The following is a 13,188-nucleotide window of genomic DNA, read 5'->3' as shown; positions in this document are numbered from 1 at the left end:
TTTTGGCTTTATTACTCAATTGATCGCCCTTTCGGGCATGGTCATACTTTTCTCTGGCTCGATATATTGAGTAAAAAAATCATCTTTGGGTAGAGGACGACTGAAATAAAACCCCTGGTAACTGTCACAATTGAGATCCTGCAGCAGTGACAACTGATCAATATTTTCAATTCCCTCAGCCACAATGCCCAGGTTCAGTGTCTTGGCCATAGCGATAATGGCACGGACTATAGCGGCATCGTCCTGATCATTATTGATTTCACGAATAAATTCCCGGTCGATTTTGAGTTTACTGATCGGGAATTGTTTAAGGTAGCTTAGCGAAGAATATCCGGTGCCAAAATCATCCATGGCGAAGTTGATTCCCTGGCGCTTGATACGCTCGAGCAGTTCGATATATCCCTTAACATTATTCATCAATAAGCTTTCGGTGATTTCCAGCTCCAGATTACTGGGATCAATTCGGGTTTTATTTAACGTGTCCTGAACCTGGGCAACGAACAAATCATCCAACTGCCTGACTGATACGTTCACCGCGATTTTTAAATCAAGCCCATAAGCTTTGTTCCAGCTTGAGAAGGTGCTACAGGCTTCCATTAACGCCCACTTACCGATTTCTTTTATCAGTCCGGTTTCTTCCGCAATAGGAACAAAATCCGCCGGGGATATTTGTCCCTGAGTTGGATGCCTCCAGCGAATCAGTGCTTCGGCTCCCAGCAACTGGTTGTCCCGGGTTGCGACCTGGGGCTGGTAATACAATTCGAATTCCTGATTCTGAATCGCTTTGCGTAAATCATTTTCCAGACTTAAACGGGCATTGGCCTGATGGTTCATTTCATCAGTAAAGAACTCGTAGCAGTTTCCCCCCTTGTCTTTAGCCTTATACATTGCAGTGTCGGCATGACGAATTAACTCATGTGGGTCACTGGAGTCCTGTGGAAACAAACTGATACCAATACTGCAGGAAGTATTCAGGCGGTTGTATTCCACCTGATATACCTGGTTGAGTGTTCTGATAATGTTGTCTGCTAATTCTGTAATTTCACGTTTGCTGTCCGGATCTTTCAGCATCACGATAAATTCATCACCGCCAAGCCGGGCGACCAGGTGGTTTTTGTCCTGAATTGTTTTAAGGCGATCTGCCGCTTGCTTCAGTAGTTTGTCACCTACCTGGTGGCCAAGTGAGTCGTTGATGGTTTTAAAGCGATCAAGATCAATAAATAACAGTGCAAAAGAGAGTTCCTGGACGTTATCGGAGTGAAGTTGCCTTATCAGTTCGTCGTTGAAGAAATAACGATTGGCCAATTCCGTTAACGGATCGCGGGTTGCCAGATATTCCACTTGTTGTTGGGACAGCTTGTGGTCAGTAACGTCGAGTAAAAGCCCTTCTATGGTTAACTGACGATCTTTCTCGACAACGATTTGTCCGCGGTTCATAACCCAGCGGAAGTCCTGATTATCGAGAACAATACGGTAAATCAGCTCAAAGCTGGTTTGTGATTGTACGTGGTATTCGATTTCTTTGAGGTACTTCTGACGCTCATCTGGATGAATATAGTCCAGCATGGTTTTCTTGTGATTAATTAACTCCTGGCTGTCTTCACCGAGAATATCTTTGCAACCGCTGGTCGTCAGCATAATCCGGTGATGAGGGTAGTTGATTTTATAGGCACAGCCGGGGATATTGTTCATCAGTAGGGCTGATCTTTGCTCAGCTTTGTTTAGAGCTTTTAAATACGTTTCCTCCCGGGTTTTGGTGCGGTGCAGGTGTTTTTTCATGTTGGCGAAGATCAAAACAACGGCAAGGGTTAGCAGTGCCCAGATAGCGATGTCGTACGCAGAACGCTGAATAAACGCGTTGGTGCGCAGTGTTTCCGGTAAAGAGACGACCATAAAGATGTTATCGCCCGGTAAGACTGAAACCCGCGCCAGTCGTGTCTGATCACTGGCGACATCCGGCAGTGCGATTACGGTTTTCGTGGATGCGTTGTTTTGAATCGGGCTTAACATTCTGAGGGGGATCTCTTCCCCTAATAAATGCTGTAGCCCGGGTTGTTCAGGATCAGCTCTGAGGAGCAGCCCGTCCGGGCTAACGAATAAAGCAATTGCGTCAGGCTCATTGGTCAGTGGCTGTTGTAACCAGGCTGCATTGTTGGCCGAATACAGAAAATGATCAAGGTACAGTTGGTGGGTGAAGTCCAGCCGTTGTTCGAACAGGCGCTGGTTGTTCTGCCATTGAAAGGCGAGGTTAGCAATTAATCCGAATGTCGCTATCAGCCACACAGCCAGCAAATAGCGTTGTGATGTTACTGATTGCTTCTTCTTTTTCGGCAAATCCTGAGAGTCAGGAGAAGAAGGAGATCTGGCGATCGCTGACATAGATACCCGGCACATAATTGCTGAAGCCAGGTATCAGTATAGGTAGCGATTTCAGGCTGGTGGAGTGTCCTTCAGCCAGCTTGTTACCGCAGGTAAAACAGATTGTAATAACAGCGGCTGAGCTTCGGCAGTTGGGTGAATTCCATCGGCCTGCATCAGCCCTTGTTTTTCCACAACTTTTTGCAGGATAAAGGGCACCAGCAGGGTGTTGTGTTGTTGTGCCAGTGTAGGAAATATCTCACGGAAAGACTGGGTATATTTGCGCCCGTAGTTGGGCGGAATCTGCATGCCAGCTAATAATATGTCGCTACCGGCCTCACGGGAAAGTTGTATTAAAGTCGTCAAATTGTGCTTAATCAGCTTAATTGGCGTACCGCGCAGGCCGTCGTTGCCACCCAGCTCAATGATCACCAGATCCGGTTGGTGTTTCGCTAACAGCCCTGGTAACCGGCTTACGCCCCCCTGAGTGGTGTCGCCACTGATGCTGGCGTTAATCACCTGAATTTTCGCGTCGTTTCGTTGCAATTCTTTACTGAGCAAAGCGACCCATCCCTGTTGCATCGGAATGCCAAATCCGGCACTAATGCTGTCTCCCAATACTAAGATAGTTTTAGCCTTGTTTTTTGCGGCCGGGTCAGCGCCGGAATCAGCGTCTTGAGCCATACTTTGCAAAGAAAAAAGACTGAACAGCACAGCCATTAATGGCAGCCAACACAGGTTACGAATCGATATGACAACAGCCACGGCAACAATCTCCAGCGATACAACAGTTTCGACAAATGCCGCCCTGAATATTCGCGCATTGGAAAAACGCGTACAGGCGGGCAGTCAGGAACTGGCCATCTTGCAGGGCGTCGATATTGAGATCAAGTCCGGCGAGAGTGTTGCCATTATTGGTGCTTCAGGAAGTGGTAAATCTACGTTACTGGGTTTGATGGCCGGACTGGATCAGCCAAGCTCGGGTGAAATCAGTTTATTAGGCCAGCGTATTGATCAATTAAACGAAGATCAGCGCGCTGCGGTACGTGCCAAAGGTGTGTCGTTTGTGTTTCAGAATTTCCAGTTATTACCTGGCCTGACCGCACTGGAAAATGTGATGTTGCCGCTGGAGATTCGTGGTGAAAAAAATGCCCGAAGTCAGGCGCAGGAGCTGATGGCTCAGGTGGGGCTGGCAGAGCGCGAAACGCATTACCCGGCGCAGCTCTCAGGTGGTGAGCAACAACGGGTGGCGATTGCCCGCGCCTTTGCTGGTTCTCCGGAGATTCTATTTGCCGATGAACCAACCGGTAACCTGGACCGTAATACTGGCCATCAGGTGGAAGAGCTGTTGTTTCAGATGAATAAGGACAAAGGCACCACTCTGGTTTTGGTGACCCATGATCCGGAACTGGCGGCCCGCTGTGGTCGTCAGGTGGAAATGATTGATGGCCAGTTACACACAAGGGGAGCTGGCCAATGAGTATCTTTCAGCAGTGGGCGTTATCGCTGCGGTTATTGATGCGCGAAGCCCGCAGTGGTGAATTGACCCTGATTCTGGTGGCGCTGTTGATTGCGGTAACGTCAACAACCGCCATTGCACTATTCAGCGCCCGTCTTGATCTGGCGATGCAGTCTCGCTCCAACGATTTGTTGGGTGCCGATCTGAGATTAAAGTCGACCAGCTTAATTAACGACGACTGGCGTCTTGAGGCGCAACAGGCCGGAATTGAAACCGCACGCACTTTAACCTTCCCCAGTGTGGTGCTAAAAGGCGATGAGATGTCGCTGGCGGCGATTAAAGCGGTGGATGATGGTTATCCGTTACGTGGCCGCTTATTGGTCTCTGATCAGGCCTATAACGACGAAGCGTCACAGCGACTGGTGCAGCGTGGACCACAACCGGGGGAGGTCTGGGTGGAGCCAAGGTTGCTGGCATTGCTGGGTGCAGAAGTGGGTGATCAGATTGAACTGGGAGATTCTGAATACCGCATTTCGGCTGTGATTCTGGAAGAAAGTGATCGCGGGGGGAATTTTTATACTCTGTCACCAAGGGTCATGATCCATTGGCAGGAAGTGGAAAACTCTTCTTTGTTAGGGCCGGGTAGCCGCCTGCAATATCGGTTGTTGCTAAAAGGTGATCAGCCAGCGTTGCAACAAATGCGCGATTCCTGGCAGCTGGAAGCCAATCAGAGTTTTGAATCCTTACAGGACAGCAATCAGGCGATGTCGAATGCGCTCGATCGCGCACGCCGTTACTTAGGCCTGGCGGCTTTACTGGCGGTGGTATTGGCCAGTATTGCTGTTGCCATTTGTGCCCAGCGTTATGCCCAACGTCATTTTGATATCAGTGCGCTGATGCGAACCTTTGGTTTGCAGCAATCTCAGGTGTATCGCATTTATGCATTTCAGCTGGTGATGCTGGCTGTGGTCGCCATCGTTATTGGTGGTGGTTTTGCGGCGTTATTGCAGCAAGCACTGATTGAATTATTGCAGGGTGTATTGCCTGAAAATTTACCTTCGGCGCCCATTTCTGCCTGGTTGTTAGGTGCCAGCAGCGGCGTATTAACCTTATTCGGTTTTGCCTTGCCGTATATTCTGCCGTTGTCCCGGGTGACGCCGTTACGAGTGTTGCGTCGTGATTTAACACCGGTGCCATTATCCGGTTGGTTAATCACCTTATTGGCACTGGCGGCATTAACTTTATTGTTATGGTTCTTCACTCAGGATCTGCCGTTAACGCTGGGTATGATGCTTGGTGGTGGTGCCGTAGTATTAATTCTGCTGAGTTTGTTACATCTGTTGATTGCCACGTTGCGTAAGCGATTGGGGCAGGTGGACTTACCATTAACCCTACGTTTTGCCTGGCAACATCTGAGTCGTAATAGTCGCCAGACCGCCGGACAAATTCTGGCATTTTCACTGACGCTGATGGTGATGGTTGTGATTGGTGTGGTACGTAACGATTTGCTGGCGGATTGGCAGGCGAGTTTGCCAGATGATGCGCCGAACGTATTTGCGATCAATATTCAGCCGTACGAAAAAGAAGAGTTTAATCAGCGTATTGAAGAGGCTGGTTATCGTGCAGAGCGGTTATACACCATGGTGCCGGGTCGGCTGTTAAAAATTAACGACCAGGATGTGCAGCAGCTGGATGTTGCTTCTGATCCGGCGATTAACCGTGATCTGGCGTTAACGTCGGATACCAAGCTGCCGGATTCTAACCGGATTATTGAAGGTGATTGGCAGGCGATATTAACCGAAAAAAATCAGGTTTCGATTGAACAGCGTCTGGCTGGTCGTTTGGGCGTTGGCTTGGGAGATACCTTATTCTTCCGTGCGGGGGGCGTGGATTTCCAGGCGACAATTTCCAGTATTCGTGAAGTGGACTGGGGCTCGTTATCGCCGAACTTCTATATGATGTTTTCGCCGGATGTTCTGGATCAGTTGCCGGGTAGTTTCTTAACCAGCTTTTATGTTCCGCCTGGCAAACAGGAGCAGCTAACCCAGTTAATTCGTGATTTTCCGAGTGTCACTCTGCTGGATATGCAGATTGTTCTTGGCCAGATTCAAACATTACTGGCACAGGTGAGCCTCGCGGTTGAGTTAATTCTGACCTTTGTACTGATTGCCGCAGCATTGGTAATGGTGGCCACGTTGATTGCCAGCTTAACGGAACGATTAAGGGAAGGGGCGATCTTACGGACACTGGGAGCGGGAAGTTCAGTGATTCGTCGCGCTCAGATAACTGAGTTCACCTTGTTAGGTTTGTTATCGGCGCTTTTAGCTCTGCTGGGCGGCGAAGCCATTGTGTTTGGTTTGTATCAGTTCCTGCTGAATATTCCTTATGACGGTGTATTTATGGGGCTGGGTTGGGCCTGGTTATGGCTGCCGCCATTAACGGCGGTTGTGTTAATTGTGTTAGGTTCTTATTTAATGCGGGCCGCGGTAAATGTTGCGCCATTAACCGTATTAAGAGAGCTGGACTGATTCAGCACCGATAAAGGTGGGAGGTATATTTTTTATAGCAGCGATAGGACATCGCGTTAGGATCGCCAGCACAGGGATGTGCTGTCCGATCCGGCGGACAAAAAAATATACCTTCCTCCTTTTCATCGGAGCGTACTTCATTACTTTTTCTCCTGCCGGATCAGTGGGCCATCCCTGGCCCTTGATCCTGCCGTAGCATCCTGCTACTCCATCGAAAAAGTAATAAAGCACCCTTCAATAAAAAGAGTATTTTCACATCTTGGAGAAAAGGCGAGTGATCCGAACCCATATTATTACCGGGTTTTTAGGGGTGGGAAAAACCACCGCCATCCTGAATTTATTAAAGCAAAAGCCAGAGTCCGAAAAGTGGGCTGTGCTGGTGAATGAATTTGGTGAAGTGGGAGTCGATGGTGCCATCCTCGAGTCACAAACCGGCGAATACGATAACGTCGTCACCAAAGAAATCCCGGGTGGCTGTTTGTGTTGTGTTTCCGGGCTGCCATTTCAAATGGGACTCAACCTGTTAATCGCCAAAGAAAAGCCGGACGTGTTGCTAATTGAACCAACCGGTTTAGGGCATCCTCGTAATATTCTGGAAACCCTGCGTAACGAGCACTATGACGGTGTATTAGAACTGGGCGCGAGTGTTTGCCTGATAGACCCTCGTCACCTGAAAGACAGACGTTACACCCAGCATGAAACCTTTGTTGATCAGATTCAGTTGGCCGACGTGCTGGTAGCGAATAAAACCGATCTGGCCAATGAAGACGATAAAACGAATTTCGAAAACCTGCTGAATAACTCGCAGCCGGTTAAAGCAGCCAATGCCTGGATCACTCAGGGTGAAGTTGATATCGCGTTATTGGCTTATTCGGCAGACAAACAGCGTTTGGCCGTTCATCCTCATGCGCACGACCATAACCATGGTAACGATAAAAAGGATTCAGGGTTAGATTCGCAAACGCCACTGCAGCAAGGCGAAGAAATTCGCACCCTGAGTAATCATGGCCAGGGACATTTCTCTCTGGGGTGGTTAATTGCGGGAGATAAAACCTTTTGTCTGGAAAAGCTACGTGACTGGTTGTCTGGATTAGATATTGAGCGTGCTAAAGGACTGATCAACACCCAGCAAGGCGCGTACGTATTTAATCTGCGTGAAGGTGTGTTATCCGAGATGCCAACCCGTTCGTTGGATGAAAGCCGTTTAGAGCTGATCAGTTCAGATTCACTGGATGAAGCTGAATTACAGCAGGCATTACTGGCGTGTTTAGCCGGATAACGTTTGTTTGGTTACTTCTGTCGCTGGTGGCTTCGGCTACTGCGATGGAATGTGGCGCTCCTTTTACTCCCATTTATAAGATTCAAAGTGATCAGCGCTTCAGTCCATTACAGGGGCAACAACTCGAAACCGAAGGTGTTGTTACTCGATTGGCAGACTTCGGTTTCTGGATTCAAACGCCGGACCATCAACAGGATAATAATCCAAAAACCTCGGAAGGCTTGTTTATTCACGCCTCTAAACTCCAGGCAAAACATTTGTCACCCGGAAAGCTGGTTCGTATTGCCGGTAGAGTAAAAGAAAAACGTCAGGTCACCCAGTTGAGTGATATCCACAACATCCTGAGCTGTGGTTCTGTAAAACTTCCCGCTCCTCAGAAAATTCAATTACCTCTGACTCCCAAAAAGAGCTGGGAAAAGTATGAAGGTATGCGGGTGGAGTTACTTGCTGGCAACTCTGATAATTTTGGGACGTCCGATAATTCTGTTGCTGTAGTGTCGGGTTTTAATGGTCGCGGCAAAGGTTATGTTCGGTATAGCGAGGTGGTGATTTCCAGTCAGCTGCATTACCAGCCAACACAAATTGCAGTGCCGGAATCTAACCAAGCCAAACGTTTGCACAGGAGCTGGTTACAGGATCAGTTGTTATTAGCAGGATTAGCGAACAATAAAGCCATGCGTATTGGTGATCAGTTTCAACGCTTAACCGGTGTGGTTCATGGTTATGCAAAAAAGGATAAAAAGGGGCGGGTCTGGCCAAGGTTATATATTGATGATCATCAGCTGATTGCATCCAAACGACCCACACCTTCGGTTTACGACGAGCAAACAGAGCTGGTGGTCGCCAGTTTTAATCTGAATAACTATTTTAATGGTGAACGCACATTATCAGGAACAAGCTTTAAAGGTTCCCGTGGTGCAAAAAATACAGCTGAGTTTGAACACCAAAGCCGCGGTATAGAGCAGGCCATTCTGGCGATAAACGCTGATATTCTGGTGTTGAACGAGATCGAAAACGATGGCTATGAAGCGGATAGTGCATTGCAGTTTCTTATCAGCCAGTTAAATCAACAACAAGACAAAAAGCTATTCTATCGTGCGGTTCACGCGGGCTATATGGGAACGGATTCAATTCGCAACGCCATAATCTATCGCTCCAATAAAGTGGCTACCGTCGGTAAAGCCAGTGTTCTGAATAAGAAAAACTCCGTCCTTGATGGCCAAGGTAAAGCTCTGTTTGACGATTATGGTAATCGCCCGGTTATTATTCAGAAGTTCCGTTATCAAAATACCAGTCTGGCTATTGCCACAGTGCACCTGAAATCTAAAGGGTCCAGCTGTAAAGAAACCAAAAAACAGCGCAATGGCAGTGGCAATTGCAATCTGAAGCGCAGCCGGGCTGCGATGGCAATTGCAGAAAAAATGCTCGATTTTCAGGGGAGTGATATTCAGTTGCTACTGGGAGATTTTAATGCCTATAAGCAGGAACAGCCGTTACAGGTCTTCCATCGTCAGGGCTGGCGAAATGCCGCAGATCTGAATACAGCTCCAGGCTTTTCATATCGCTTTCGGGGGCGCTTAGGCAGCCTGGATCATATTCTGTATCAAATAAGAGACCAGAGCAGTCAGGGACTTAAACCACGACAGTTCGTTAGCTGGCACATTAACTCTACAGAATCTGAAAAGACTGTTTCATTGGTTGAAGACAATAAAGCTGACACTGACCTTGCGCCGTATCTGAGATCATCTGATCATGATCCTCAGATTTTAACGCTTAGTTTTTAATCCTTAACCGTTAAACCTGAGCTTTTAACGTTTTATCTGACATTGAGGTTGATATGAAATTTTGCCCAAACTGCACCGCTGAGCTGGAAACAGCTGAACACGATGGCGAGCAGCGAATTCTCTGCAGTCAGCGTTGTGGTTTTGTTCATTGGGATAATCCGACTCCTGTGGTTGCTGTGGTGGTTGAAACCGACGAAGGCATTGTGCTGGCGCATAATAAAAACTGGCCTCCCAAAGCCTACAGCATTATCACGGGTTTTCTTGAGCGTGGTGAAACTCCGGAGCAATGTGCATTACGTGAAACCGAAGAAGAGCTGGGGCTGGTGGGTAAAACTGCTGAATTTATTGGCTTTGAGTTATTTAACGGTAAAGGCTATAGCGGTGAGGAGTTCAACCAGTTGATTATTGGTTTTTATGTACGTGCCTCGGGCACCATTGTGCTGGATGAAAAAGAGCTGGATGCAGCCAAAATCATCAGCCGCGATAAGCTGAAAGGCTGGGGCACTGCGACCGGTCAGATTGTGCAGCGCTGGTTGGATAACATCTCTGTCGAATAATCAGGTGCTATAACCTGTATGCATAATTCGCATGCTGTCTGGCCTGACTCTACCAGGCCAATCCCCCTGTGACTGGGTATACTCCGCCTATACCGGAGAGACCTGATGAAACAAGATCTTAACGCCTTACAAAGCCTGTTTTTATTGTATCGCGAGCGTAGTGTAACCCGCGCGGCAACCATTGCCGGAGTTACGCAGCCTTCCATGAGTCGTACGTTGCAGAAGCTGCGTGATCAGTATCAGGATCGTTTGTTCGTTCGCCAGAAAGATGAGTTGATCCCAACGCCAAAAACCGAGTTGCTGGTATCAAAACTGGCGCCGCTGTTCGAAGAAATTCACCAGACACTGGATGCGGTTGAACCGCTGGAGCCGCAACAGGCACGTGGCCGGTTTGCATTCTGTGCTCCCGATTTTGTTAGCAAGTTTGGAATGAGTAATTTACCCACTGGTATTTTGACCACGGCGCCAAATATGGAGTTCAGCTACAGCTATTGGTCTGATGATGTCGCAGCTAAGCTCAAAAGTGGCGATCTTGACCTGGCGTTTGGTTATCTGTCGGAATGTCCTAATCACGTAAAAGAATGTGTTCTGTCTGAAGACCAGTTGTATTTTTATTGTCGCCGCGGACATCCATTGGCAAGTAACTCTCTGGATGTCAGTGAATCTCAGCTACTGGAATTCCCCCATATTGTGATTAAAGGCTCCGGGCTTGACGATGATTGTGCTTATGACCGTCAGTTGGCTGCACGGGGTTTGCAGCGCAGCAGAATCGTCACCACACCGGATATTGATGCAGCATTCTCGCTGTTACAACGCAGCGATTATATTGTGTTAGCGCCAGCGCAGCTGGCCGGATATCTGGCCAACGATGTGGTACAGCTCAATACTTCCTGGTTCGACAGTCCGCTGAATTACAAACTGTACTGGGGAGCAATAAAAGACCAGGACAAATTGCACGGTTATATTCGTGAAATAATAACCCAAACGTTTCGCCAGCGATGGTTTTCACAACCGGCTCTGATTAATGATTAAAACATTCAGGGCATGGATAAATAACGATTAATAATATTCTGGTATTGCTGTTGATCGGAACGAATCTGATCAATGGCTTGTTGTAATGACTTCACACGTCGACGATCAATATCCTTACTGAATGTGTAGTAGAGTTCACTTTCTTTCAGCGTATAAACGGCTTTGAAATTGGCGTTATTCAGCCCTGCCGTTTTGATGTACCAGCGCGCCACATTCTCTTCATAGGCCCATAAATCAATCCGGCCTTTCGCCAGCATTTTGGCCAGAGAGGTCGCATTGGCAATATTTTTGATAGCTTCGGGTTTGACGCCCGCAGAGCGGATCAGCTGATCTCCGACATCGTCACGAATGGCGCCAATGGTATAACCGCGGATATCGGCAAGAGAGTTAATGGTTACCTGATCTGATGCTCGTGCCAGCAAGACAATACGGGTTGTAGTGATGGGTCCAACCCAATGGAACAGATCTTCGCGTTGCTGTGTGCGGGTGGTAGAGAACAAAACCGTATCAGGTCCTTCCAATGCCATTTTATACGCTCTGGGCCAGGGCAGCAGATGAATGTCGTTTGCCGTAACCGGCTTTTCGGTTTGGCGGCTGGCGCTGACTAACAAATCGACGGCAATACCTTGCAGTTTGCCGGATTCGACAAAGTTATAGGGCGGATAAGATTCGGTAACGAAGGTAAATGACTCGCTTTCGGCGGCTGTGTGAGCCGCAACCGGGCTTAATAGCACAAACAATAGCGTTTTAATCAGGTTCAGTGACTTGAAAAGCGGCCTCATATCAGCGCCTCATCAGCTCAGCAGATATCCCTTAGTCTAGCTGTCATCACAATCTCTGCTGATCCTTTGAATAGTCATTAATACTTCTGTTATTACCGGGCGTCTTTGCTGTAACACTGCTATTGCCCCGTTGAATACCTGTTTCGCATTTTGCAAATAACGGTTTGCTATTCGGTTTTGTTTTTCGCCACGGATAAGCTTGGAACCAACAATAAAAACGATGAGTAGCACCATGGGATTCTGGCTTGGTAAACAAACCGAACAGGGCTATCAGCCGCCCTGGATTTATCAGTTCCTGAAGCCGTCGGTTTCCGGCAACGAAATTAATGGTTTAGGAGAAGCGCAGTGGCGGCCACCCAGCCCGATATTGTGGCATCGGCTGAAATACATTCGTTATAAGTTTGTTCAGCTGTTGTTTCAGTCACGCTTCCGTCCACGGATGATTTTGCAGCACCGTGATATTGCCGGGCATTTTCTGCGTATGAAAAAACGTAAAAAACAGCTTAAGAAACGCCAACCCAATCCGGTGGTCACACCACTGACCGATAATCCGTTAGCTCAGGTTAAAGACAGGGCCATCACTCTGGGCGCGGACACTGTTGGTGTAACGCGCTTGCGTCCGGAATGGATTTTTGATGGCTACGAGTTACCAGCGTGGGCGCAGCAAGCGATGAATGACGATCGTTTAACCCTGATTGTGATGGCGGTACAACACGATAAAGAATGCTTTCAATCGGCTCCTGCCTGGGCTTTTTCTAAAGAGATCGCCAATCAATATAACCAGGGGTCGGATATCGCGGTACAGCTGGCGGAATGGATTCTCGATCAGGGTTATCACGCTTATGGTCATGGTGGGCCGGAAGCGGGTGAGTTTACGCTGACGCCCGCAGCAATCGAAGCGGGTATTGGTGAATTAGGCAAGCACGGATCGTTGATTAACCCTAAGCTGGGTGCCAACTTCCGTATCGCTTGTGTTTACACCACCTTGCAACTGGAGTGCGATGAGGCACCTGAATTTGGTGTGGATGATTTTTGTCTGAAGTGCCAGATATGCACGAAAGCTTGTCCGCCGGATGCTATTTCAGATGGCAAAAAAATGGTGCGCGGCAGTGAAAAATTCTACGTCGATTTCGACAAATGTATGCCTTATATGACGGATAATTATGGTTGTGGAATTTGTCTGAAAGTGTGTCCCTGGAGTAATGAAAAAATCGTCGAAAAATTATTCCGGAAACAGCAAAAGCGTATTTTTAAACGCGAGTTTGATACTGAAATCACGGCGATAGATCAGACGGTTTATAACGAGGGGGATGGTGGGAAAGCTCTGTTTTTCCAGCCTGGGAGTCAATAACCTATAAAAAAGGCCAGATTAAATCTGGCCTTTTTTATTTCTGATCATGAGGCAAGAG

At 47.9% G+C, this 13,188-nt stretch carries 10 protein-coding genes; 7 read left to right on the top strand and 3 right to left on the bottom strand.

The window, feature by feature from the left end; all coding sequences use genetic code 11:
* Nucleotides 1-15 precede the first annotated feature (15 nt).
* Both ACOQOZ_RS11260 and ACOQOZ_RS11255 read right to left on the bottom strand, forming a co-directional pair.
* Nucleotides 16-2,379, bottom strand: a complete 2,364-nt coding sequence (locus tag ACOQOZ_RS11260; protein ID WP_420592371.1) for a putative bifunctional diguanylate cyclase/phosphodiesterase — start codon at nucleotides 2,377-2,379, stop codon at nucleotides 16-18.
* A gap of 51 nt (nucleotides 2,380-2,430) precedes the next feature.
* Complete coding sequence (locus ACOQOZ_RS11255) at nucleotides 2,431-3,123, bottom strand: arylesterase (RefSeq protein ID WP_420592370.1); 693 nt, start codon at nucleotides 3,121-3,123, stop codon at nucleotides 2,431-2,433.
* On the opposite strand from ACOQOZ_RS11255, the gene ACOQOZ_RS11250 reads away from it, so the two are divergent.
* The 6 genes from ACOQOZ_RS11250 (at nucleotide 3,110) to ACOQOZ_RS11225 (ending at nucleotide 10,997) form a co-directional block, all read left to right on the top strand.
* Nucleotides 3,110-3,838 carry an ABC transporter ATP-binding protein gene (locus tag ACOQOZ_RS11250; protein ID WP_420592369.1) on the top strand — a complete coding sequence of 243 codons (729 nt, stop codon included), beginning with the start codon at nucleotides 3,110-3,112 and terminating at the stop codon, nucleotides 3,836-3,838. The genes ACOQOZ_RS11255 and ACOQOZ_RS11250 overlap by 14 nt on opposite strands.
* Entirely contained in the window at nucleotides 3,835-6,345 is a 2,511-nt protein-coding gene (locus ACOQOZ_RS11245; protein ID WP_420592368.1) for an ABC transporter permease, read from the top strand. The genes ACOQOZ_RS11250 and ACOQOZ_RS11245 overlap by 4 nt, the downstream gene beginning before the upstream one ends.
* 274 nt (nucleotides 6,346-6,619) lie before the next feature.
* A complete protein-coding gene (locus tag ACOQOZ_RS11240) occupies nucleotides 6,620-7,624 on the top strand; it encodes a CobW family GTP-binding protein (RefSeq protein ID WP_420592367.1) in 1,005 nt (334 codons plus the stop codon).
* Nucleotides 7,609-9,408, top strand: coding sequence for an ExeM/NucH family extracellular endonuclease (locus tag ACOQOZ_RS11235; protein ID WP_420592366.1), 1,800 nt, complete (start codon nucleotides 7,609-7,611; stop codon nucleotides 9,406-9,408). The genes ACOQOZ_RS11240 and ACOQOZ_RS11235 overlap by 16 nt, the downstream gene beginning before the upstream one ends.
* A gap of 53 nt (nucleotides 9,409-9,461) precedes the next feature.
* Nucleotides 9,462-9,965 carry an NUDIX domain-containing protein gene (locus tag ACOQOZ_RS11230; protein ID WP_420592365.1) on the top strand — a complete coding sequence of 168 codons (504 nt, stop codon included), beginning with the start codon at nucleotides 9,462-9,464 and terminating at the stop codon, nucleotides 9,963-9,965.
* A 105-nt stretch (nucleotides 9,966-10,070) separates the two neighbouring features.
* On the top strand, nucleotides 10,071-10,997 hold the full coding sequence (locus ACOQOZ_RS11225) for a LysR family transcriptional regulator (RefSeq protein WP_420592364.1): 927 nt from the start codon (nucleotides 10,071-10,073) through the stop codon (nucleotides 10,995-10,997).
* A gap of 5 nt (nucleotides 10,998-11,002) precedes the next feature.
* On the opposite strand, the gene ACOQOZ_RS11220 is transcribed toward ACOQOZ_RS11225, so the two are convergent.
* A complete protein-coding gene (locus ACOQOZ_RS11220; protein ID WP_420592363.1) occupies nucleotides 11,003-11,779 on the bottom strand; it encodes a substrate-binding periplasmic protein in 777 nt (258 codons plus the stop codon).
* Nucleotides 11,780-12,011: 232 nt separating this feature from the next.
* On the opposite strand from ACOQOZ_RS11220, the gene ACOQOZ_RS11215 reads away from it, so the two are divergent.
* Nucleotides 12,012-13,130 carry a 4Fe-4S dicluster domain-containing protein gene (locus ACOQOZ_RS11215; RefSeq protein ID WP_420592362.1) on the top strand — a complete coding sequence of 373 codons (1,119 nt, stop codon included), beginning with the start codon at nucleotides 12,012-12,014 and terminating at the stop codon, nucleotides 13,128-13,130.
* The last annotated feature ends 58 nt before the right edge of the window (nucleotides 13,131-13,188 follow it).

The sequence above is a fragment of the Bacterioplanoides sp. genome (assembly GCF_965219715.1).
GTDB lineage: Bacteria > Pseudomonadota > Gammaproteobacteria > Pseudomonadales > Oceanobacteraceae > Bacterioplanoides.
Note: the sequence above shows the minus strand (reverse complement) of the source record. Positions and strands in the feature narration are given on the sequence as shown.

What these genes read in the sequence shown, in the direction of transcription:
- ACOQOZ_RS11260 (WP_420592371.1), bottom strand. Translation starts at nt 2,379, where the DNA reads ATGTCAGCGATCGCCAGATCTCCTTCTTCTCCTGACTCTCAGGATTTG.
- ACOQOZ_RS11250 (WP_420592369.1), top strand. Translation starts at nt 3,110, where the DNA reads ATGACAACAGCCACGGCAACAATCTCCAGCGATACAACAGTTTCGACA.
- ACOQOZ_RS11245 (WP_420592368.1), top strand. Translation starts at nt 3,835, where the DNA reads ATGAGTATCTTTCAGCAGTGGGCGTTATCGCTGCGGTTATTGATGCGC.
- ACOQOZ_RS11230 (WP_420592365.1), top strand. Translation starts at nt 9,462, where the DNA reads ATGAAATTTTGCCCAAACTGCACCGCTGAGCTGGAAACAGCTGAACAC.
- ACOQOZ_RS11225 (WP_420592364.1), top strand. Translation starts at nt 10,071, where the DNA reads ATGAAACAAGATCTTAACGCCTTACAAAGCCTGTTTTTATTGTATCGC.
- ACOQOZ_RS11220 (WP_420592363.1), bottom strand. Translation starts at nt 11,779, where the DNA reads ATGAGGCCGCTTTTCAAGTCACTGAACCTGATTAAAACGCTATTGTTT.
- ACOQOZ_RS11215 (WP_420592362.1), top strand. Translation starts at nt 12,012, where the DNA reads ATGGGATTCTGGCTTGGTAAACAAACCGAACAGGGCTATCAGCCGCCC.